17 protein-coding genes are annotated in these 24,556 nt (G+C 35.0%); 12 read left to right on the forward strand and 5 right to left on the reverse strand.

Translation table 11 applies throughout. The annotated features are described in order from the left end of the window. The first annotated feature begins 52 nt into the window (after nt 1-52). The 3 genes from hemE to hemF are packed head-to-tail and all read left to right on the forward strand — an operon-like array spanning nt 53 to nt 2,549. Entirely contained in the window at nt 53-1,114 is a 1,062-nt protein-coding gene (gene hemE, locus K7G76_RS00490; RefSeq protein WP_223032247.1) for a uroporphyrinogen decarboxylase, read from the forward strand. Nucleotides 1,115-1,117: 3 nt separating this feature from the next. Further along, nucleotides 1,118-1,657, forward strand: a complete 540-nt coding sequence (locus K7G76_RS00495) for a GNAT family N-acetyltransferase (RefSeq protein WP_223032248.1) — start codon at nt 1,118-1,120, stop codon at nt 1,655-1,657. After that, nucleotides 1,647-2,549: an oxygen-dependent coproporphyrinogen oxidase gene (hemF, locus tag K7G76_RS00500; protein WP_223032249.1), complete on the forward strand. Its 903-nt coding sequence runs from the start codon at nt 1,647-1,649 to the stop codon at nt 2,547-2,549. The genes K7G76_RS00495 and hemF overlap by 11 nt, the downstream gene beginning before the upstream one ends. Nucleotides 2,550-2,563: 14 nt before the next feature. On the opposite strand, the gene K7G76_RS00505 is transcribed toward hemF, so the two are convergent. Then, nucleotides 2,564-5,194, reverse strand: coding sequence for a DEAD/DEAH box helicase family protein (locus tag K7G76_RS00505; protein ID WP_223032250.1), 2,631 nt, complete (start codon nt 5,192-5,194; stop codon nt 2,564-2,566). Nucleotides 5,195-5,291: 97 nt separating this feature from the next. Here K7G76_RS00505 and K7G76_RS00510 point away from each other — a divergent pair, with 97 nt between their 5' ends. Genes K7G76_RS00510 through K7G76_RS00535 form a run of 6 tightly spaced genes read left to right on the forward strand, consistent with a single transcriptional unit; the run spans nt 5,292 to nt 10,794 of the window. Beyond that, a complete protein-coding gene (locus K7G76_RS00510) occupies nt 5,292-6,302 on the forward strand; it encodes a DUF4421 domain-containing protein (protein WP_223032251.1) in 1,011 nt (336 codons plus the stop codon). 2 nt (nt 6,303-6,304) lie between these two features. Continuing rightward, the gene (hemB, locus tag K7G76_RS00515) at nt 6,305-7,294 is read left to right on the forward strand and encodes a porphobilinogen synthase (RefSeq protein ID WP_223032252.1); all 990 of its coding nucleotides are present in this window, start codon (nt 6,305-6,307) and stop codon (nt 7,292-7,294) included. Nucleotides 7,295-7,320: 26 nt separating this feature from the next. Then, nucleotides 7,321-8,406, forward strand: a complete 1,086-nt coding sequence (locus K7G76_RS00520; RefSeq protein WP_223032253.1) for a CNNM domain-containing protein — start codon at nt 7,321-7,323, stop codon at nt 8,404-8,406. Then, nucleotides 8,406-8,879 carry a methylated-DNA--[protein]-cysteine S-methyltransferase gene (locus K7G76_RS00525; protein ID WP_223032254.1) on the forward strand — a complete coding sequence of 158 codons (474 nt, stop codon included), beginning with the start codon at nt 8,406-8,408 and terminating at the stop codon, nt 8,877-8,879. The genes K7G76_RS00520 and K7G76_RS00525 overlap by 1 nt, the downstream gene beginning before the upstream one ends. Nucleotides 8,880-8,914: 35 nt before the next feature. Then, nucleotides 8,915-10,075 carry a serine hydrolase domain-containing protein gene (locus K7G76_RS00530; protein ID WP_223032255.1) on the forward strand — a complete coding sequence of 387 codons (1,161 nt, stop codon included), beginning with the start codon at nt 8,915-8,917 and terminating at the stop codon, nt 10,073-10,075. Nucleotides 10,076-10,080: 5 nt separating this feature from the next. After that, entirely contained in the window at nt 10,081-10,794 is a 714-nt protein-coding gene (locus tag K7G76_RS00535) for a 3'-5' exonuclease (protein ID WP_223032256.1), read from the forward strand. 39 nt (nt 10,795-10,833) lie between these two features. Here the strand turns inward: K7G76_RS00535 and K7G76_RS00540 are convergent, their stop codons facing one another. Both K7G76_RS00540 and K7G76_RS15345 read right to left on the reverse strand, forming a co-directional pair. Next, entirely contained in the window at nt 10,834-14,715 is a 3,882-nt protein-coding gene (locus K7G76_RS00540; RefSeq protein WP_223032257.1) for a M14 family zinc carboxypeptidase, read from the reverse strand. Between the two features lie 150 nt (nt 14,716-14,865). Beyond that, the gene (locus K7G76_RS15345) at nt 14,866-19,635 is read right to left on the reverse strand and encodes a reprolysin-like metallopeptidase (RefSeq protein ID WP_255572887.1); all 4,770 of its coding nucleotides are present in this window, start codon (nt 19,633-19,635) and stop codon (nt 14,866-14,868) included. A 169-nt stretch (nt 19,636-19,804) separates the two neighbouring features. On the opposite strand from K7G76_RS15345, the gene K7G76_RS00555 reads away from it, so the two are divergent. From K7G76_RS00555 to K7G76_RS00565, 3 genes are all read left to right on the forward strand, one after another. Beyond that, nucleotides 19,805-21,490: an ABC transporter ATP-binding protein gene (locus K7G76_RS00555; RefSeq protein WP_407927939.1), complete on the forward strand. Its 1,686-nt coding sequence runs from the start codon at nt 19,805-19,807 to the stop codon at nt 21,488-21,490. Nucleotides 21,491-21,884: 394 nt separating this feature from the next. Continuing rightward, nucleotides 21,885-22,532: a peptidase associated/transthyretin-like domain-containing protein gene (locus K7G76_RS00560; RefSeq protein WP_223032259.1), complete on the forward strand. Its 648-nt coding sequence runs from the start codon at nt 21,885-21,887 to the stop codon at nt 22,530-22,532. A gap of 2 nt (nt 22,533-22,534) precedes the next feature. Continuing rightward, on the forward strand, nt 22,535-23,176 hold the full coding sequence (locus K7G76_RS00565; protein WP_223032260.1) for a hypothetical protein: 642 nt from the start codon (nt 22,535-22,537) through the stop codon (nt 23,174-23,176). Here K7G76_RS00565 and K7G76_RS00570 read toward each other — a convergent pair. Beyond that, entirely contained in the window at nt 23,171-23,827 is a 657-nt protein-coding gene (locus K7G76_RS00570) for a 3-oxoacid CoA-transferase subunit B (protein ID WP_223032261.1), read from the reverse strand. The two genes, K7G76_RS00565 and K7G76_RS00570, sit on opposite strands and share 6 nt — an antisense overlap. Nucleotides 23,828-23,829: 2 nt before the next feature. Continuing rightward, nucleotides 23,830-24,531, reverse strand: a complete 702-nt coding sequence (locus K7G76_RS00575) for a CoA transferase subunit A (RefSeq protein ID WP_223032262.1) — start codon at nt 24,529-24,531, stop codon at nt 23,830-23,832. Nucleotides 24,532-24,556: the final 25 nt, after the last annotated feature.

Here is a 24,556-nt window from a genome sequence, read left to right on the forward strand (position 1 = left end):
TCTTATTTAATTAAATTTTGAAACACCTGTATTTCAGGAATAATTGAAAGATATGAGCAGCATAAATAAAGAGATACCTGTTTCCACAGGTATTCGTAACGATTTATTTTTAAGAGCCTTAAAAGGCGAAACGGTTGAAAGACCTCCTGTTTGGATGATGCGTCAAGCAGGTCGCTATCTTCCAGAATTTATGGAAATCAAAGCTAAATATGATTTCTTTACTCGTTGTCAAACACCAGAACTGGCTAGTGAAATCACAGTTCAGCCCATTAGACGATATGGTATGGATGCCGCTATTTTGTTTAGCGATATCTTGGTTATCCCTCAAGCCATGAACATTGAGGTACAAATGAAACCTAATTTTGGTCCGTATTTACCAAATCCTGTTCGCTCTCAAAAAGATGTAGATAATGTTATTGTTCCTGATGTAAAAGAGGCTCTTAATTATGTTTACCAAGCCATAAAAGCTACCAAAGAAAAATTAAACGATGAAATTCCTTTAATTGGTTTTGCAGGTTCACCTTGGACTATTTTATGTTATTGTGTTCAAGGGCAAGGCAGCAAAAACTTTGATAAAGCCAAAGAATTCTGCTTCACTAATCCTGTTGCAGCGCATCAGTTGTTGCAAAAAATTACGGACACTACAATTGCTTACTTAAAGGAAAAAATACAAGCAGGTTGTAATGCAGTTCAAGTATTTGATTCTTGGGGCGGCATGTTATCACCAACTGATTACCAGGAGTTTTCGTGGCAATATATCAATCAAATTATAGAGGCGTTGCATGAAGATGCTCCAGTTATCGCCTTTGGAAAAGGCTGTTGGTTTGCCCTAAACGATATGTCCAAAAGTAAGGCATCGGCTTTGGGTGTTGATTGGACGTGCTCGCCAAGAAATGCACGCTATTTAACAGGTGGCAATATCACGCTACAAGGAAATTTTGATCCAACACGATTGTTTTCACCGCCTGCAGAAATTAAAAAGATGGTAACCCAAATGATCAATGAATTTGGCAAGGATAAATACATTGTAAACTTGGGCCATGGTATTCTACCTAATATTCCATTAGACCACGCCAAAGCCTTTATTGATGCTGTAAAAGAATACAAAAGTTAAATTTTGATTGCTAATTTTGATTCATATTATATAGATATTATTCAAGAAAAAGATGCTTGGTCAATTTGTGACTTTGTTGTTTCCAATGAAGATCGTTTAAAGCGCTTTTTCCCACAAACCCTATATCAAAATTTAACTCCTAATCTTGCCAAATCATTTGCAGTAAAAAAAGTCAAGCAATTTTTAGCAAATGAAGAGTTCGTATACCTCCTAAAGGAAAAAGTGTCTCATCAATTAGTAGGAATAATTTATATAAAAGAACTTGATTGGGGAATAAAACAAGGTGAATTTGCATATTGTATTGGTTATCAATTTGAAGAAAAAGGACTAACCACTAAAGCTGTTAGATTGCTTTCCGAGTATGCATTCAAAACTTTAGGCCTCAAAACACTTCGGATTATAGTAAATAAAAGTAATATATCCAGTATAAAAGTAGCAACCAATAATAATTTCACTTGGAAAGAAACATTATTAAAAGAATACACGCCTCCAGGTGAAGACACTCTTGATATGGAGTTATATGAATTATACCATGAAAGATAAATTCTATCAATACATACAAGATTTACAAGATACCATTACTTCTAAATTGGAAGCTATTGATGGCAATGCACAATTTCAAGAAGATATCTGGAAACGACCTGAAGGCGGTGGCGGAAGAACGCGTGTTATTGAAAACGGTGATGTGTTTGAAAAAGGCGGTGTCAATATTTCAGCTGTTTATGGCGAATTGCCTGAAACCATGCGTAAGCATTTTGGTGTTTCTGAAGCAAACTTTTTTGCCTGTGGTTTGAGTCTGGTTTTACACCCTAAAAACCCAATGGTTCCAACCGTTCATGCCAATTGGCGCTATTTTGAAATGTACAACCAAAATGGTGACATCGTTGACCAATGGTTTGGTGGCGGTCAAGATTTAACACCTTATTATTTATTTGAGGAAGACGCCAAACATTTCCACAAGGTTTGTAAGACCGCTTGTGATAAGCATAATCCCGATTTTTACGAAACCTATAAGACTAGATGCGATGAATACTTTTACAATTCGCACCGGAATGAAGCCAGAGGCATTGGCGGTTTGTTTTTTGACTATTGCAAAGCTACTAGTACTATGTCTATGGGAAAATGGTTTAACTTTGTTGCAGAGGTTGGTGATAGTTTTTTAGAAGCCTATGTTCCTATAGTTGAAAAAAGAAAAGATTTACCATTTTCTCAAGAACAACGCAATTGGCAGGAAATTCGTCGCGGTCGTTATGTTGAATTTAATTTAGTTCACGACAAAGGCACCTTGTTTGGTCTAAAAACCAACGGTCGCATTGAAAGTATTTTAATGAGTTTGCCCCCACATGTACAATGGGTGTACGACCATCACCCTGAAGCTGGTAGTGATGAAGAAAAATTAGTTGAAGTATTAAGAAATCCTAAAGATTGGGTTTAGTACAAATAACAAGATTACTTCCAAATTAAAACTTCTTTCGACACCTTTCTAAATGCGTTATAAACATGAAATAATCGTGCTTTTAACAATAGTTTTCTACCTTCAATTTGTCTTGTATAAAACAACTTATTTGCTCCTAAAATAAATTTCCAATTTTTTTGAAAAACTAAAACATTAGACTTTTTATCTCCAAAAATTTCAGGTACTGGATAAAAATTCTCAACATCTAATTTCTTTCTAAAAAAATTTGTTTTTACGATTAAATACCTGGGTGATTTTATTGGATCAATCAATTCACTTAATGCTGTTGAAAATAATTCGTTTTCATACAAGCTCCCACCTATTATTCTACAAGTAACATCGCCATTATTCAACAATATAGATTCTACTGAAACAGAACGTTTACTGCTAGTCATATACCCTAATTCATATAGTGTGTTGAGTATTATTACACCAAATTTCTTTATTTTTTTATGTAAATATCCATGCCTAAAATATAGTTTAACTGCTTTATATAATTTATACCCAAATGTTGCTAAAAAAGCCATGGCAAATGCATATAAAAAATATACAATTCCTTTTTGTAAAACAATATGAAAACTTTTCAAAAAAAACTCTAAATAGAACAGCATCATGGCAAAAAATAGTTCAACAACAAAAAACTTAACAGCATCAAAATAATAAACTTGTTTTTGTTTTCTATAGGGTATGTCTCCTAAATGAATAAGTTTAACCTCTTTATTTAACCTTGTTCCCTTTTCAATGGCATTTTCCCATTTTTTACTTATCTCATTTCTATTTTTAGCTTGTTCTAAAGTTTTAGAGTTTAATGTTTCAATGTTTTCAATAACTCCAGGAAAGCCTAAACGGTCAAAGCCATTTGAAATATAAGGGATCTCATTATTTGTAACACCAACAAATGCTTCAAATCGTCTCTTTAATATATCAACATCTTTACCTCCATTTAAAGCAGTAGGATCTATACATGCTAAATGCCAAATATTTCCTGTTTTATTTTGTTTATTAAAGTCCTTCCTTATTGCTCTGCCTCTCATTTGGTTTGACGATACAAATGAACCTACAAACGAAGCCAAAACCAAACTATTAATTGATGGCGCATCCCAACCTTCCCCAAGCAATGATTTTGTACCAACTAAAACTTTAATGTCTCCTTTTTCAAAAAGTGTGGTAATAGCATTCACAACACCTTTCTTTATTTTGTTTTTTGATGAAACTAATAAAAAGTCCGCATCTATTTGTAAAGGTTTGAATGAGAAATCTCTACTGTTTTCTAAACCATTAAAGGCTTTTAAGATTGAATTATGAATAATAACTAAACTCCCTGAAAGCACAGCTATTTCTTCCCTTTTTTTACAATAGCATCTTATAAAATGAAAAATAGGAATCACCCCAATTTTATTAATACCATCAATTGCATCTTCCTTAATATCTAAAAACTCTTTTCTTATATAATCTGTTAACACAACACACCTCAAGTCTTCGCCTAAACTATCTCTTTCTGCCGTTACAACACTAACAATACTTTTTAGTTTACTTGGACTATTAGATAACGATTTATATAACAAATCGTCGCCAACAAAGTTTACTTTCTTCCTGTTATAAACATTTAAACGTCTTAAATGTTTCTCTAGGTTTAGCAAGTAAGTTTCATGCTCTTTTAGTTGGTCTCGATCTTTAACTAATAAATTTTGAAATAATATTTCTAACCATTCTAGTTGAAATTTGGGAAAAGATATAACCTCATTACTTCTAAACCCTAAAACTTCTAATTTAGTTTGCTCAATCTCTACACCGCATGCATTTAAAAAAATTAGTATTGACGAAAAGTATTCTGTATTAGAATAAAGCTCTTCCAAATGAAAATTAGGAAGCTTAAAAAAACGGTGATTTTTAATAAAAGAAATAAAGGTTTTATCTTTTAATAATTCATCTTTAAAATCTGCTATTTTACGTCTATAATCAACAATAAAATTAATCTCTACATCTTTTGGTTTAGAAAAATAAACGAAATCTTGATGTGGGCATAAATCGGTTTCCTTTACCAAATCTGGAACTGCAATTTCATCATCAATTTCTCCACAAAGCATAAAATATTTAGAGACTTCGCTTCTATTGCTATCGTAAGGAGGTGTTGCTGTTAATGCTACAACATAAAATGGATTGTTGTTTTTTAAAGTAAACAAACAATTCCACCATTCATTTTTTAAATGATGAGCCTCATCTAAAACAAGTGTTTCAATGTTGTGTTTATCAAAAAACGCATAATACTTTTCCTTATCATTAAAAGTTTTGTAAAAAGCATGTAACGATTGGTAAGTAACAAACGTAATATCCTTTGGAGATTTTAAATCAAAAGAGTACGATTGATAATTTTTATCTGTGGTAAAAAAGGACTGTAACCGATCTTCCCATTGGTTTCTTATTGTAAGCGTAGGGGTAAGTACTAAAGTCTTTTTACCCAACCTTCGAATAATTTCAATTCCTAAAATAGTCTTCCCGGAACCAGGAGGTGCAATGACGTGAAAATGATTATCAGATATATGACTATCAAAGCTTTTTAATAGGTTTTTCTGATAGCTTCTCCATGAAAAATTAAATTCTAAACGAACTAACGATTCAATCAATATAAAATAGCTTTTTTATGATTAACTTTGCTTTCGATAAATGTAACCAATTATCAAGAAATATTAGAATAAGTTATCTTCCTATTAAGACAAAATCATGGGTATAAAAAATAATATTCTGTGTGCCCTTTTATTTTCGCTACCCTTATTAAGTTTTTCCCAAGAAACCGAAGAAGAAATTGTTTACAAAAATGAAACAGAATACAAAGTTTCTTATCCCAATAGAATAACTGTTCGGACTTTTTATGTAAACACATCCAACTCACTTCAACTTAAAGATCGTAATTCAGATGTGTCCTTTAACCTTGAGCCCAATAAACAAAACCGTATTGGTGCTTCAGTTTCCTTTAGAGGCATAACCGCTTCTTATTCTTTTGCACCTGATTTCTTGGCTGAAAACGAAGACAATAAAGATTCAAAGCTTTTCAACCTTAACTTAAGAACTTTTTTTGGAAAACATTTTATGCAAACCTTTGACCTTTTCAACGAAAAAGGGTTCTATTTAAGTGATGATAATGTTTCGGTCTATTTACCAAAAACTAGAAACTTTAAAATCGGTGGTGCGACATCTTATATCTGGAATGAGAATTTTTCGTTCAGGGCTATAACCTCTCAAGACGAAAAACAACTTAAAAGCACCGGAAGCTTTATTCCAAGAATTATATATTATTACTCTAAGTTCAATTTAAAAACAGATCTGGTTAATCCACCTGTTGATGATGACTACAAGTCTTTCGACATTGCCTTTGCACCTTCCTATTATTATAATTTTGTGCCCACGAAAAACATCTTACTTTCTGCAGGTATATCGGCTGGAATTGGGTTGAATTATTCAAAATATGACGGTGAAGATTCATTAACAACGCTATTGACAGAATTGAACTTTAGAGCTTCGGCAACCTATGATATTGATAATTTATATTTAGGAACTCATTACAGTTATTTAATATTAAACCATGATGCTGATAGATCCACGCGAGTAAATGATAACATTCCTTACTTTCAAATATTTATAGGATATCGATTTAAAGCACCTAAATCCCTAGTTGCTTTTGCCGATAAAATGCAAAATAAGTTGAATAACGAAATTGAAAAAATAAAAAACTAAACATGTATCCATTAAGAAGAAACCGCCGATTAAGAACCAATGAATCCATCAGGAGTTTGGTTCGTGAAACCATTATAACACCAAACGATTTTTTAGTACCGCTTTTTATTGTTGAAGGCAAAGGTGTGAAAGAGGAAATTGCTTCCATGCCCAATTACTTTCGTTACAGTCTGGATTTATTGGAAAAAGAAGTCAAAGAATTATGGTCGTTAGGGTTAAAATCGGTGTTGTTATTCGTTAAAGTCCCAGACAATTTAAAAGACAACAAAGGAGCTGAAGCCTTAAACCCTAATGGGTTGATGCAACGTGCTATAAAAACGGTAAAAAATGTTTGTCCTGACATGTTGGTCATGACAGATGTGGCATTAGATCCATATTCGGTTTATGGCCATGATGGTATTATTGAAAATGGCGTGATTGTTAATGATGATACCGTTGATTTTTTAGCCGAAATGAGTGTGTCACATGCTCAAGCAGGAGCCAATTTTGTTGCGCCAAGTGATATGATGGATGGTCGCATTTTGAGTATTCGTGAAGCTTTAGAAGATGAAGGATTTACGAATACTGGTATTATGAGTTACTCGGCTAAATATGCTTCTGCATTTTATGGACCGTTTCGTGATGCACTGGATTCAGCGCCTGTTGACATGGTAAATATCCCAAAGGACAAAAAAACCTATCAAATGGATCCAGCCAACCGTTTTGAAGCCATTAGGGAAACCGAAATGGATATTGATGAAGGTGCCGATATTGTCATGGTAAAACCAGGGTTGTGTTATTTAGATATTGTTCGAGAAATTAAAAACGAAGTTGATGTTCCTGTTGCTGTTTATCAAGTCTCTGGTGAATATGCCATGTTAAAAGCAGCCGCTGAAAAAGGCTGGCTAGACCACGATGCTGTTATGATGGAGCAAGTGACTGCCATAAAACGCGCAGGTGCAGATATAATTGCATCTTATTTTGCAAAGGATATTGTGAAATTGATTTCGTAAATTAGCCATAATCTAATTCTACATTAATGAGCGCATTAATTTTTTGGGCAACCATTTCCATTTTCTTCTCCTTTTTATGTTCTATCCTTGAAGCTGTCTTATTGAGTGTAACACCCACATTTATTAATGTCAAAAAACAGGAGGGCAAGGACTATGCTGTGACGTTAGAAAATTTAAAAAAAGATGTTGACCAACCACTAATTGCCATTCTCACACTAAACACTATTGCACACACTTTGGGTGCCATGATGGTAGGTATTGAAGCTGAAAAATTACCTTATGATGTTGAGGTTTTTGGGATCAATACCGTAGGTATAGTTTCAGCAATCATGACGCTTTTGATTTTAATTGCTTCTGAAATAATACCTAAAACTATAGGCGCAACCTACTGGAAACAATTAGCCAATTTTACTTCAAAGGCATTGACTATCTTAATTTTTCCTTTAAAATGGACAGGTATTTTATGGTTGTTACGCCTTACCACTAAACTTATTGGCGGTAGTGCACATGGTAGTGTTTTGAGTCGCGAAGGCTTTATGGTTATGACCGATATGGCTCATGAAGAAGGTGTATTTCAGGAAAGTGAAAGTAAGGTTATCAAAAACCTATTGACCTTTAAAGATGTTCAGGCAAAAGATGTTATGACGCCTAGAACAGTAATGAAAACTGAAAACGAAAATTCCACCGTTGAAGAATTTTTTAATAAAAACCTAAACTTACGCTTTTCAAGAATACCCATATATGTAGATAATGAGGACAATATAAAAGGTCTTGTTTTAAAAGATGATGTTTTTAAGGAAATGGCTCTGGATAATGGTGAAAAAAGACTGTCAGAATTAAAACGAAATATCATAATTGTAGATAGAGATCTGTCTATTCCTATCCTTTTTGAAAAACTTGTTGAAAGCCGTAACCACATGGCTTTGGTGGTTGACGAATATGGTTCGGTTAGCGGTTTAGTAACGATGGAAGATGTTATTGAAACCCTGCTCGGACTTGAAATCATGGACGAAAGCGATAACGTATCTGACTTACAGTTGCAAGCGCGCAAAAACTGGGAGGCTCGTGCTAAAAAATTGGGCATCATTAATAACCCTGAAGCAGATAACTAATGGAGTCCTGTATCATCCAATCACCTCTTGGTTTTACCAAAATTACTGGTAATGAAAATGGTATTGAATCCATAACCGTTCTAAATTCTGATGAAATGGTTTCCGATATTATTCCAAATGTACTCGAAGATTGTGTTTATCAACTTAATGAATACTTCAGGGGTGAACGCAAAACGTTCGACTTAAAGTTAAATCCGCAAGGCACGGATTTTCAAAAACAGGTCTGGGACGAATTGTTAAATATTCCTTTTGGCAAAACGCTATCCTATCTTGACCTTTCTAAAAAACTAGGTGACGTGAAAGCCATAAGAGCTGTGGCAAATGCCAATGGTAAAAATCCTTTATGGATTATTGTGCCATGTCATCGTGTTATCGGTAGTGACGGCAGCCTGACAGGATATGCTGGTGGGTTACATAGAAAGCAATGGTTGCTGGAACATGAAAGTCCTTACAAGCAACAATCACTTTTTTAGTGAATTTTACTATATTTAGTTACTAAAACTACCAAATGAAATTTTTTAAAAAACTCCTTAAATGGGTTGTTATCGTTTTCGGACTGCTCATTATTGTACTCTACTTAACCGATACTGATTATCTACTAAAAGCTGTTAGAACTATCTATTTAAAAGGCTATACAACAGCCTATCTTGAAGATTACAAGCATTTTGACAATGCAGTAGTTGAAAATGACACACCACACCCTTGGCCAAATCATAAAGACTACAATACAGTTAAAGCAACCGAAACATTAAAAAAAATAAATGACCAAAACGGAACCATAGCCTATATCATAATCAAAAATGACAGTATTTGGTTTGAAGAATATTATGATGGTTTTGATGAAAATTCAAAATCCAATTCTTTCTCCATGGCAAAAAGTTATGTTTCTGCCATGCTGGGGAAAGCCATCATGGATGGTTATATAAAAACTCTTGATCAACCCGTTTGCGATTTTATTCCAGAATTTTGCGAAGGAAAAGATGAGAAAGCAACAATGCTTACTGTTGGTGATTTGTCATCCATGGCTTCTGGGACTAATTGGGACGAACGTTATTATTCGCCATTTTCTATTACAACACGCGCCTATTTTGATGACGATTTAGACAAGGTGATGTTAGGGCTTGATGTCGTTCGCGAACCTGGGACAGGTTATAAATATGCCAGTGGCGATACACAAATGTTGGCCATGGTTTTAGAGCGTGCCACAGGTAAAAAATTATATGAGTATTTAACCGAAAGCTTTTGGAAACCTTTAGGATCTGAAAACGCTACATTATGGCAAGTTGATAGTGAGGAACACAACATGGTAAAAGCCTATTGCTGTATAGCTAGCAATGCAAAAGATTTTGCAAGAATGGGCAAGCTTTACAAAGACCATGGCAAATGGAACGGACAACAGCTTTTAGATTCAACATTTATCGCAAAATCCATTACACCTCGCTTTGATTCTAGTCCTGAATATGGTTACGGTTGGTGGCTAAAAAAGATGAATGGAAAATCATTTTTTATGATGCGAGGTCATTTGGGACAATATGTTATTGTTGAGCCAAATGACAATGTCATTATTGTAAGATTAGGACATTCAAAAGGACCTGGTGACGCCATAGCTTCCTTTACGCCAGATATTATTACATATATTGAGGAAGCTTATAATATGCTTGAAAAATAATTATTATGATTTCTAAACTAAATCTTGAAAATATTCTCTTTTTGGACATTGAAACGGTTCCAGAAAAGCGGCATTTTTCAGATTTAGACAACACAAAAAAAACCCTATGGGAAGCCAAGTCGCAATACCAACGCAAGGAAGATTATACTGCTGAAGAGTTTTACGATCGTGCTGGTATTTGGGCGGAATTTGGTAAAATAATCTGTATTTCTGTTGGTTATTTTAAAATGCAAGGTGACGTAAGAACCTTTCGGGTGACATCATTTTATGGTGATGAAATAAAAATATTGAAAGATTTTAAAAACCTCCTTCTAACACATTTTAGCCAAAACAAACACTTGCTTTGTGCACACAATGGGAAGGAATTTGATTTTCCCTATATAGCCAGACGTATGATAATTCACGACATCGAATTGCCTTACAAACTCAATCTCTTTGGTAAAAAACCATGGGAAGTACCACACCTTGACACTCTAGAACTTTGGAAATTTGGTGACTACAAAACCTATACCTCATTAAAACTTCTGACTAATGTTTTGGGAATCCCTTCTCCGAAAGATGACATAGACGGTAGTGAGGTTTACCGTGTTTATTATGAAGAAAATAACATAGATCGCATAATCACCTATTGCGAAAAAGATACTGTAGCGGTTGCGCAAATATTTTTACGATTGCGAGGCGACGAACTGCTCCACGATAACGAAATTATTAGTGTATAAAAAAAGTCCAGATTTAAGATCTGGACTTTTTTATTAAACCTATTGCTTTATAAATCGCTTGACGTTGAGTTGACCATTGAAAGTTATCTCTATAAAATATAGCCCTGATTTTAAATTGGAAACATCAATATCACCTTCTGAAACACCTTTAGATAAGGATTGCCCAGAGACACTTCTAATCTGATAACTAAAAGGTTTACTTTCTACCATTTTAACATTCAAGCTATTGCCTTTTACAGGGTTTGGATAAATCGTGATTTGAGAATCGAAATTTTCATTTGAATCAACAAAACTATTTGAAACCCTTGCAGCTGAACTAACTCTCCCTATAATGGTAACTTGATCTACATAAACCTGCTCATTCTTTTTAGAAGCATTACATTGAAATCTAAAACCACTATTGGAAACAAAATTGTATTGAGAAGTCGTTAGAATTACTGTCGCGTTATTAAACGCATTATTGCTGTAACCCGAACCAACCGTAAAGCTTTCAACCGTATTCCAAGATGATCCATCATAGAATCTAAACAATAAGCTTTCCCCATTATCTAAACCGTTGATATAAAAATATAAGTCTACTTCCACTTCAGTAAAAGGGGTTATATCAATATTTGATAACGTCATTGCAGAAGCTGTTCCTGAACCATCACGCAATCTTATAGAATAACTACCTTCATAAGAATAGCTTGTTGATACTCTAGAACAATCATTGCCGCCTTCAACCCAACCATCAAGGCCTGTTTCAAAATAACCTTGATTTAAAACCACATCACTTGGCGGACACGTTGGACAAGAAGAACCTCCACAATCAACTCCTGTTTCATCACCGTTTTGAATGCCATCATTACAAGTAGGTGCTGCCAAAGTTGTTTCGTTTACAGTATTACTTGCCGATGAACTATTACCAGCCTCATCCCTTGCTATGACATAAAATGAATAAGTAGTATTTTCACTCAATCCAGTAATTTGATAAGAAGTCCCTGAAGCATTATCAATAAAACTACCGTCTTGGTAAATATCATACCCCGATACACCAACATTGTCGGTTGAGGCATTCCAAGATAAATCTGTTGTCGTTTCTGTAGTATTAGAAGCGCTTAAACTACTAGGCACACTTGGAGCTTCAGTATCTACAAAATCGTCAGTTGTTACATTAACGGTATTGCTTTCCAAAGAGCTATTACCCGCTGCATCTCTTGCTATGACATAAAACGTATAGTTTGTACTAGGACTTAAACCAGAAACCGCATAACTTAAGACGGAAGTATTTGCTATAAAAGATCCATCTTGGTAAACATCATAATCTGTCACACCTACGTTGTCCGTTGAAGCGTTCCAAGATAAATCAGTACTGTTGTATGTGGTGTTGGACGCCATTAAATTTGTTGGTGCTGTTGGCGCTTGTGTATCAGGAGGATCAAGGGTGGTTATATTTTCAACATTACTGGATCCCGATAGATTGCCTGCTGCATCACGAGCAATAACGTAAAATGAATAACCAGTGCTAGCAGTCAACCCAGAAACTTGATATGACGTATTTGGAACATTCGATACAAAACTTCCATCTTGATAAACGTCATAACTGGTCACACCAATATTATCCGTTGAAGCATTCCAAGTTAAGTTTGTTGTGGTTTGTGTCGTGTTTGAAGCTGTTAAATTACCTGGAGTACTTGGTGGAGTTACATCTGGACCAGAAAGTGTCCCCAATACAATAACCTGATCTATATAAACCTGATCATTTTTTCGTTGAGCATCACATTGAATTCTAAATTGTGCATTAGTCGCTAGATTATACTGTGATTCATTCAATGTAAATGACGCTGAAGAGAATGAGTTATTGCTAAAATCAACTCCAGAAGTGTAGGTTGCTACTGTTGTCCATGATGACCCATTATAATATCGCAACCAAAAATCTTTGCCATTCTCCATCCCATTGGCATAATAATAGAAACTGATAGTTACCTCATCATACGAACTCAAGTCAAAAGTTTGAGAAGTCATTGCTGAAGAAACTCCTGAACCGTCTCTTAATCTTACCGAATAACTTCCTTCATAAGAATACGAAGTTGCTGTTCTAGAGCAATCATTCCCACCTTCTACCCAATCGTCCATTCCAGCTTCAAAATAACTGGCACTCAATGTCACATTATTGGTGGTTGTAAAATAAATAGAACTGCTGTAAGGTGACGAGCTTGAGTTACAATTACTTCTTACTTGAACTTCATATTGAGTAGCCGTATTTAATCCAGATAAGTTTACTGAATTATCATTAGTGTTGATAGTATTCCAAGTAGAAGATCCAACTGCCCTGTATCTACAATCATAATTTGAGCTACTGGTGTTGTCCCAACTTACGGTTGCAGAAGAAGCTTGAACATTGGTAGCGTTTAATCCTGATGGCGCTGTTGAAGCTAAAGGGTTTAGCAGTATATCGCTTAAAGTAATAGTCTGATAATTGGAAATACTCTGATTACTTAATGTAAAAGATTGGTAGCAATCAGCTTCAAATAAAATATCATAGGTGCCTGCAATGGTTGGTCGGTAAAAGTCTCCGTAAGGCAATTCGGTTACCGTATGGGAATTTACAGCATCATGACCTACTAAAGTAATTGTAGCTTCAATGGGATTATTAGTTGCAGCATCTCTTACAACACCTCTAAAGCCATAAGTACCTTGTTCTAAATAGTCAATCAAGGCTTCTCTGTTGTAGTTCCAATGGTCTTCCAACTGTGATGCTGGAATTGTTTTTGTATTGGATAGTTCAATGGTTGTTTCCTTACATTGATGGTAGTAATTCATATAATCCTGACGACCGCCTTCAACACGGTACCAATCCGCACCATTTGTTACCCCAGGAAACATATAATTGGTGTATGTGGCATCCATATATCCATTTGGACTATTGTTCTGGCAATTTTCGGCATACTCTTTACTTATTAAGAAAAACCAAGCATCGTCAGGATGCCTTGTATACGTATTGTCCCAAGGATAATTAACAACTTCGGTTCCGCCATGGAAATTTGCTGATAGTACAAAGTGATACGTGTCGGCCAACGTCATAAAGTGTTGGGTTTCCAGTTCATAATTTGAATTTCCATCTGGATGTGCTCCAGCAACATTATCAGGATAATTTCTGTTTAAATCCCAACCATTGTCATTGGCACGTCTCGCATTTGCAACTGATGTGTTAGTTGGATCGCCATAATAAGTACCATCTGGATTGGCACTTGGGTTAACCCAAATTTCTGTTGTGTCCAATAGATTTTTAACTCTTAAATGATCTGCGTGACCAGTATCATTATAAGCTGTCAATAAATAATTAATTAATTCCAACATCATTGGATATCCTGCTATTTCATCACCATGCATAGATGATGTATAAAGCATTCTGGGTTCTTGTTCATTAGTTGAAACATTTGCGGAAAGTTTAGCAAACAATAATCTTTTGTCTGCTTCAGTTGTTCCTCCGATGTCAACTATTTCACATAATGATGGGTAAGTTGTAGCAAAATCCTGCATTTGCTGGGCATAATCGGCATAAGTTGGATAAGCTGTTAATGGAAACGATAATGTTGAAACCATTCTTTGGTTAGCGGAAACCTGTAATTGATTGGACATTAATTGTGGCCCAACTACATTATCCGCTTCTTCTACAAAGTATTCAATATTGCTTTGCTGAAAATTTCTGAACTGTTGGGTATTTGCCCAAGCATAAACGGTTTTAGTTCTTGGGTCATAATTCAAAATGGATAATTGTGAAGTCCAATTATCAATTTCTGAAATATCTTGAACTTTAAAACTAAAGTTCACTTCGCCTTTCTGGCTTAAATATTCTTCGGCTTTTATTCTGGATTTACTTTGCGAAAACACAATAGAAATACTGAACAAAAAAATAACAAGGGTTAGTTTTGTTTTCATCTTTTAGTTGGATTTGTTGTCATAAAATTAATGTTTTATAGAATTTAAACCATTGCTCTTTATAAGATTTATAAACAAGTTATGAAGTATTATATAAAAAAAGTCCAGATTAATAATCTGGACTTTTCTATATAGGCAATAAAACAAATGCTATTGCTTTATGAATTTTTTAGTGACAACTTCTTCACCTTCATTTACTTTAATAAAGTAAACACCAGCTTCCAAAGTACTCACATCCACATTGGAAATAGAGTTGCCTTTTGAAACCGTTTGTCCTAACATATTAACAATTGTGTAAGATGCATCTTGGTTTCCAGGTAATTTTACATTCAGTATATTTCCTTTTACCGGATTTGGATACACCAGAATATCTTGATCTCCATAGGAATCCTCAACTTCCATTGTTCTAATAGCAATCAATTGATTGATGTCTCCTCTACCAGAATTGGTTCCAGTAATGGTTACTTGATCAATATAAATTTGATCGTTATTTCCTGACGCATCACATTGGAATCTGAATCCAGCATTGGACACAAATGCATATTGCGCAGGCGTAATTGTAATTGTACCTCGATAGAAAGTGTTGTTATTAATCCCAGAGCCACTAACGTAAGTTGCTACTGTATTCCAAGATGAACCGTCAAAATAACGCAGCCAGAAATCTTCACCATTTTCCATGCTATTTACATAGAAATAGAAGTCAACTACAACTTGAGAGTAAGGTGTAACATTAATATTTGAAAGTGTCATAGCCGAAGCGGTTCCAGAATTATCTCTAATTCTAATTGAAAAACTCCCTTCGTAAGAATTAGATCCTGAATATCTTGCACAATCACTTCCGCCATCTGCCCAGCCATCCCAGCCAGTTTCAAAATAACCTTCATTTAAAACAACATCTGTAACTTGGCATGGCGCACAAAATGATCCACCACAATCTACACCAGTTTCGTCACCATTCTGAATACCGTCGTTACACGTTGGCGCAGCAAGTGTTGTTACATTTACAGTATTACTTGCAGATGAACTATTTCCTGCCGCATCATTAGCAATCACATAAAACGTATAACTTGTACTTTCAGAAAGTCCTATAACCTGATAGGTTGTTCCAGTGACATTTGCAACAAAACTTCCGTCTTGATAGACATCATAATCGGTTACACCAACATTATCTGTTGCACCAGTCCATGACAAATCAGTACTGTCTTCAGTTGTATTTGAAGCTGAAAGTGTAGCCGCTGTCGGTGCTTGTGTGTCAGGTGCTGGTGGACCAGCTACTGAAACGTTATCGATAGCAATATCAGCTTGCCAAGTACTTCCAATAAATCTGTTGAATCGTAATTGAACTCCTCTGCCAGTATAAGCATTCAAGCTAACATCTACATCCAACCATGTATTTCCTTGGTTGCCTGTTTGACTCCAAATACTTGTCCAAGTGTCTCCTTCATCATCACTAATTTCTAAATCAATTGAGCCCATGTCAGAGGCTCCATACATATGATATGAGAAACTAAAAGTGGCTTCGGTCATTCCAGTCAAATCAAAACAAGGTGAATTCAGTATTGCTCTAACACTTGGGTAATTTGGACTTGATGCTTCAACATATAGATAATATGTTCCATCAGCAGCACTTGAAGGCCCTGTGTTAGATGATGGTGTCCCTCCTGAATTTAAAGACCAATTTATATCATCAGCTGATGACTGTGTCCATGCTCCTAATGTATTTTCAAAACTTTCGCTGTAAGGAAAAGAATTGATTCCTCCTGAACAACCATTTGAAGGTTCAGAAACATTTACTGTTCTTATTACCTCATCAGCTGCATTCCCTGAAGAGTCACTTACATTGTAAGTCACCACGTATGTTCCTGCTGTATTACCATCAACTGTATCTCCAGCAATGACAATATTTGCTGAAATATCGCCATCTAAATTGTCCGTTGCAGTTGCGCCCAATTCTGTATAAGAATCTCCAACTGTTAAGTTGATTACTGAAGCTCCATTCAAACTAATTATTGGAGCTGTTGTGTCTGGATTTACATTAACTGTTCGTGTAACTTGAGTAGCAGCATTACCAGCAGCGTCACTAACATTATATGTAATTACATACGTTCCTACCGTATTTGAATCAACACTATCTCCACCTATTACAATATTTGCTGAAATATCACCATCAACATTATCCGTTGCTGTAGCACCCAATTCAGTATAGCTTTCGCCTAATTCTAAATCTATAGTTGAAGAACCATTCAATGTTATTACTGGTGGAGTAGTATCTGGTCCTGAACCTTCTATAATTACAGTATAATCTTCAACCTCACCATATTGGAAAGTTTCACAGGCTGTAGGAACTCCATTATACTTCATTGAAACACGCATTCTGGTTGCATTTTCAACCGCAGTTGAAGGAATAGTAAAACTACCGCTAACTGGTGTTGCTTGTGTAGCAGCTTGTGACCAAACTTGTTCTCCTGCATCATCAAAATCACCATCACGGTTATAGTCTATCCAAACCGAATAGCCTTCAGAATAAACCGTGCCTGTCCAAGTAGGAGTAACAGTAATAGTGTATTGGGTATCTTTTGTTAAAGTAGTTGAAATACTTGTGAAATCTGTATAAAATTGTCCGCCAGAAGAATTGTCAATAGTATTTAACTGTACTCTTCCTATATATTCATCATTAATATTTGTACTTGCCGAACTACAATAGTTTAATTGCACATCAGTAGTCGTGAAATTAATAGTACTACTATAGGCTGAAGTAGACGTATCTGGACAAATACTCTGAACTTGTGCTTCATATTGCGTTAAAGGGCTTAAACCCGAAACTTGCGTTGACACACCAGCTACATTTACTGTTGTCCAAGTGCCTGAACCTACTTCGCGATATTGTAAATTGTATGTTGCTCCAGGAACAGCATCCCAACTTAATGTTGCTGAACTATCTGTTACTCCAGAAGCGTTTAAGCCTGTTGGTACCGTTGCATTACAAACAACCTGACCTGCTATGGTAAAGTTTGAATTAGAGATATCAAAGAAAATATTATTTGATCCCCTTACCATTACACGGTTTTGAGTTCCTTGATTATTAGGAACAACTACATCATGTGAACCATCATTAGGAACGCCGGCTGCTAAAGCTATTGGATATGTATCGCCTCCATCGGTTGATAAGAAAATATCAACATTTGCAGCATTTACGCCATTTCCTGTTGTTCCCGCTACATTCCAAGTTACTGTTTGTGTTGATCCCGCATTCCAAGTCACATTCGTATTTGGTGAACTCACTACAAAAGGTCCAGCTGTACCATTAACAGTAACTACCATATCGTCACTATTGTTAGTTCCACCACCTGCAACATTATCTCTTACGGTTAATCTAAAATTCAACGTTCTTGCCACATTAGGAACTGCTTCCCATTGCCAAGAAGTAGCACCAGACTTGATAGTTGACAATCTTGGGAAATAACGTTTGTTATCAGTTGTTGGCTCATAAGCTCTAAATGCAACACCTGTTGTAGCTGTTGTACTTGGATAAGTGGTTGATGCATTATTTTCATCCATTTGTTCCCAAGAGTAAGACAATACATCTCCGGCATCAGCGTCTGAAGCTGTACCCTCCAAAACAAAAGCTGTTCCTTTTGGAATGGTATAATTAGCTCCTGCATTTACTGAAGGAACAGAATTTCCTGTATTTGTGTTGGTTTGACAACTTGTACTCTTTACATAGTCTGTTACTTGTTCTATTGAAACAGCGTGGAAGTTAGGGTGAACATTTGCTTGCACATCTGTAGCTCCCGTAATTCCCGCATAACTCATAATAGTAGAACCACTTCCAGGTTCAACTTGAACGTTAGTCCCTTCGTTTCCATTAAAAGTCCAAGTATGATTAGCTCCAAATTGGTGTCCCATTTCGTGAGCCACATAATCTACATCAAAAAAATCACCATCTGGAACAGTTGCCGATGTCCAACCACTACCTTTTTGGTTATTAACACAAACGCAACCTATACAACCTGCATTTCCATTATTTTGAAGATTAGCGAATAAGTGTCCAATATCATAATTAGCTTCACCTATTACACTTGTTAATGTATTTTGTAATGCACTATTATATCCTGATGTTGTATTACCATAAGGATCAGAGGATGTACTGGTGTAAATCACATCATCAGTATTGGCAATAAGAATCATGGTAACATTGAAATCTACTTCAAAAATTCCATTTACACGAGTCATAGTATTATTAATGGCAGCTAAAGCTTGAGCTTTTGTTCCTCCGTGATATTGCGTGTATTCTCCTGTAGCAGAAACAGCCAATCTATAAGTTCTTAAAATACTATCATCAGCATTTCGCATCATTGTTGATGATGAACCTGTTACTTGTTGGTTTAAACTTTCCGAAATTTCACATTCAAATTGATCCTGCCTATTTACACGTTCAGCACGAGTGAAGACGGTATATAATTGGCCGTCTTCAGAAATAGATTCAATAAAAGTGGCTGGAGCGTTGGCAGATAATCGCATACTCTGGAAACCCATAGGCGACATGCTAAATCTTATAATAGCTGACGGGTCATCAATTCCTTGACCAGCATAGGAGCGGATATCTGGGTACCTCGGTTGTAAATCGGGATGCAGATTGGACGCCTCAAATATTCTGAAACGTTCCATAATGCCTTCTGAATTTGGGAAAGACAATATAACATTGGATTGTCTTGAAAATTCATTTCGCTTAGGTGATGGAATTAAGGCTTGTTGGAGACCATTAACATCCAAACTAAACGTTTGAGTTTTAGGTAAAGCTTGTTTGCTTTCCTTAATTGAAGTCGAAATTTTTACCACTTCTTTTTTCCAAAAAGATTTGTTTTGGGAAAAAACAAATCCTGTACTCATTAAAATAATGAATAGTAGTGTTTTTTTCATGATTGTTTAAAATTTTGGTAATTTTATTGAATAATTGGTCGTGAAAATATCAATTATTTGTTAATATGAAAATTTTTAAAACCCATTTTCGATTAAAAACAATTAAAAAAAAATAAGTACGGAAAAACCGTAAAATAAAATGTGAAAATGGCTACATTTACTCATGCAAATGGCATCAGTACTTAACGTAAAAAATTTATCCATTTCTTTTTTTAACAATCAAATTGAGAAAGAAATCATTCACAATATTTCATACGATTTAAACCCAAATGAAATACTTGGAATTGTTGGTGAGTCAGGTTCAGGAAAATCGGTTTCTACTTTAGCTGTTTTAGGATTGCTCCCAAAGAAAATTTCAAAAATTACTCAAGGGAGTATAATTTTTAATGACTACGATCTAACAAAACTAGCCTCAAAAGATTTTCAAAGTATTCGGGGAAATGACATTGCTATGATTTTTCAAGAGCCTATGAGTTCCTTGAACCCATCCATGCGATGTGGAAAACAGGTTTCAGAAATTCTGATACAACATACTTCACTTTCTAAAGAAGAAGTAAAAAACGAAACGTTAAACCTTTTTGAAAAAGTAAAATTGCCTAATCCCGAACGGGTTTTTAAAGCTTATCCTCATGAAATTTCAGGTGGACAGAAACAACGGGTTATGATAGCTATGGCTATTGCATGCAAGCCAAAAATTTTAATAGCAGATGAGCCAACTACGGCTTTGGACGTAACCGTACAGAAAGAAATTATACAATTGCTTAAACAATTGCAGGAAGAGGACCAAATGAGTATTCTTTTCATCTCTCATGATCTAGCATTGGTTTCTGAAATTTCTGATCGTGTTTTGGTCATGTACCAAGGCCAAATAGTTGAGCAAGGCCCAGTAACAGAAATCTTCAATAACCCCAAACACACCTATACCAAAGCACTTATCAATTCAAGGCCGCCTTTGGACGTTAGATATAGACGTTTGGCTACCATAAAAGATTTTATGGATGAGTCTGTTGACAAAACTATTGTCACCAAAGTACAACGTGAAGCCAATCATAAAGCATTATATTCTAAACCGCCTCTCCTTGAGGTCATTAATTTAGAAAAAGAATATCTTTCAAAATCGGGCTGGTTTTCTAAACCTGAAAGTTTTAAAGCTGTTAATAGGGTTAGCTTTAAATTATATGAAGGTGAGACTTTAGGGCTTGTTGGAGAATCTGGCTGTGGCAAATCTACCTTATCTAATGCTATTTTACTATTGGATAAAGCAACTAGTGGTACTATTTTATATAAGGGTGTTGACATTACCAATTTATCAAAACAAGCCACTAGAAATTTAAGAAAGGATATTCAAATTATTTTTCAAGATCCTTTTGCTTCATTAAATCCACGTATTCCTGTTGGCAGGGCCATTATGGAACCTATGAAAATTCATAATATTGGAACTTCAGATAAGGAACGAAAAAACCTTGTTTATGAGTTACTGGAAAAAGTTGGGCTGGATTCCAGTTTTTTTAATAGATATCCGCATGAGTTTTCTGGTGGTCAACGCCAACGTATTGGTATTGCAAGAGCCATTGCTTTGCAGCCTAAATTAATTATTTGTGATGAGTCGGTTTCTGCTTTGGATATATCGGTTCAAGCTCAAGTTTTAAACTTATTAAATGACCTGAAAGAAAATTATGATTTTACCTATATTTTTATTTCACATGATTTAGCCGTTGTAAAGTATATGTCGGACAATTTAATTGTAATGAATAAAGGTGAAATTGAAGAAATGAATGATGCAGATATCATCTACGAAAATCCTAAAAAAGATTATACCAAAAAACTTATTCATGCTATTCCAAAAGGGCTATAGCATGAATAACTTTTTTGTAAGATACATTAAGCTTTTAATGAATCGTTTGGTTTGTTGTACTTTCACATGCAAACCATTTTCATAAGTAGGTTGTTCAGTTAGATTTGATGCAAAATTCATAACGTAGGTTTTTGGTAGATTTGGGTTTCTTTCTTTCACAGGGATTATAATAGATTTGGGGAAAATTATAATCCAAGTTTCCAAAAGAAGCTGGTTAATCTGTTCAATAAATTTGGGATTGCTAATATGAAACTTATTTTCAATAAATCAGCTTAAATGCATTATTTTTCGATGAAATGCATATTTTTTTAACATTTAACATGAATTTAAGTCTTTTTTCTTACAATTTTTATGTTTCTAATTTTATTTTTTTACATTTAAATAAAAAATTGCGATGAAAAAATTAGCCTTTTTTGCATTAGGTTTGCTATGCCTAAATTGCACCACTATACAATATGATGTTTCTACCCGATTGGTATTTGAAGGTCAGGTTAACGACAGACAAGGAAATCCGATATCAAATAATGATATAGAAGCATGGATTAAGAATTCTAATGATATTGACCTTATTGGTTTTACTACATCAAACTCTAACGGACATTTTGAATTGGTAATTCCAAGTCCTAAAAACGAGACTGATTTTGAAATTACAGTAAAAGGTAATTCAATCTACAGAGGGAAAGAATATGTAAACATCTACCGTTCAGATTTTCAAGACTATTATTTTAACCTTGACGAAATAATACTTATAGAGTTTGATGACATTTCTGAATTAATAATAACGCTTAACCAATCAAATCAAGAAAACACTATTACTAACATTGACGTTTCTGGTATTATTGCTGATCAAACCATATGGGTCAATCCAGTACAAGAAGAATATCCAGAATACTACCATGATAGTTATTACAGACAAGTAGCCAAAAATCAAACGCTTAATTTACATTATGAAGTGCGCAACACAACCGGACAAACTAATCAATTCAATGAAATTATAAATGTTGGTTCTGACGACACTACTACTTATGTTATTAATTATTAAGAATGAAAAAGCTTTTATTACTATTAATCGTTATACCTCAACTATTGTTTTCTCAAGAAAATGAGGAAAATAAAATTATAGATACGGAAAAAGAACAAACGTTTTTTTATAAACCGCAATTTTATTTCTATGTGAGTCACCATATTAATTCTGGGGAACATTTTTTAGCAGATGGTCACAAACCTGATTTCCTTGGAGGTGGCTTACAAATAAACTTCATGAAATATCATAATGTAAAGTTTGGTCTGGGCTGGGAATATCATGAATATAATGTAATAGACAAAAGTACTATAGGAAACATAAACAGTTCATTTTATCATGCTGCATATGCAAAATTTCAATATCAATGGGATATTTTAAAAAGGTGGTCTGTTGAGCCTTATTTAGGATTAGGAGCCACGAGAATTCAACAACGATATAATAATTCTGCCAGAGATGATTTCTATGGTATGAATTTTTACGCAGGTGGTAATTTTACTTTGAAGTTAACCAAATTTCTTTCTGTTTTTATAGGAATTAATTACAATAGTATTCGGTTTAATGTAAATACCAACAGAAACTGGGAAGATTACTTTAATAAAGTTAATCAAGTACAAATGCAATTTGGAATTATATTTTCAGTTAATGGAAATAAGGGCTTATAAATTCATTTCAGGAATAGCCCCTTCTACAATTAAGGTGCCTTCTGTAGCTTTTTGAATATCCTCGACTGAAACACCAGGTGCGCGTTCCAATAATTTAAAACCTGATTCAGTAACTTCTAGAACAGCTAAATTGGTTACAATCTTTTTAACACAACCAACACCTGTTAATGGCAAGCTACATCTTTTCAGCAATTTAGACTCCCCTGCTTTGTTGGTGTGCATCATGGCAACTATTATATTTTCAGCACTGGCTACCAAATCCATAGCTCCACCCATTCCTTTCACCATGCGTCCTGGAATTTTCCAATTGGCAATATCGCCATTTTCAGCAACTTCCATAGCGCCTAAAATTGTAAGATGTACATGCTGCCCTCTAATCATAGAGAAACTCATAGCCGAATCAAAAAAACTGGCTCCAGGCAATGTGGTTATAGTTTGTTTCCCAGCATTGATAATATCGGCATCTTCTTCGCCTTCAAAAGGAAATGGTCCCATTCCCAAAACGCCATTTTCACTTTGAAATTCTACTTCTATATCATTTCGTACATAATTAGCTACTAATGTGGGAATGCCTATTCCTAAATTTACGTAGTAACCATCTTGTACCTCTTTTGCTATACGTTTAGCAATCCCATTTTTATCTAAAGCCATAACTATTCTCTTTTTCTTACTGTACGTTGCTCAATACGTTTCTCATACTTTTCGCCTTGAAAAATACGTTGTACAAAAATTCCTGGAATATGAATTTGATTAGGATCTAATTCACCAACTGGAACCAATTCTTCAACTTCAGCAACCGTAATTTTTGCAGCACCACACATATTAGGATTAAAATTTCTAGCTGTACCCTTAAAAATCAAGTTTCCAGCCGCATCACCTTTCCAAGCCTTTACAAAAGCAAAATCAGCCTTAAAGGCATGTTCCAAAACATACATTTTACCATCAAACTCTCGGGTTTCCTTCCCTTCTGCAACTTCAGTTCCATAACCAGCAGGCGTATAAACAGCTGGAAATCCAGCTTGCGCAGCACGACATCGTTCGGCTAAAGTGCCTTGTGGAATAAGTTCAACATCCAATTCGCCACTTAACATTTGGCGTTCAAACTCATCGTTCTCTCCCACATACGATGATACCATTTTTTTTATTTGATGTTGATGTAATAATAAGCCTAAACCAAAGTCATCTACACCTGCATTATTAGAAATACATGTTAGGCCTTTTACACCAGACTTTACTAATGCAGCTATAGCATTTTCTGGGATACCACTTAACCCAAATCCACCAAACATACAGGTCATGTTATCGGAAACACCAGCAATGGCATCTTGCACACCTGCAACTTGTTTATTAATCATTTTTGTACTGTTTTTTTGCTTGTGG

The sequence above is a fragment of the Hanstruepera marina genome, from assembly GCF_019880635.1.
Lineage (GTDB): Bacteria > Bacteroidota > Bacteroidia > Flavobacteriales > Flavobacteriaceae > Hanstruepera > Hanstruepera marina.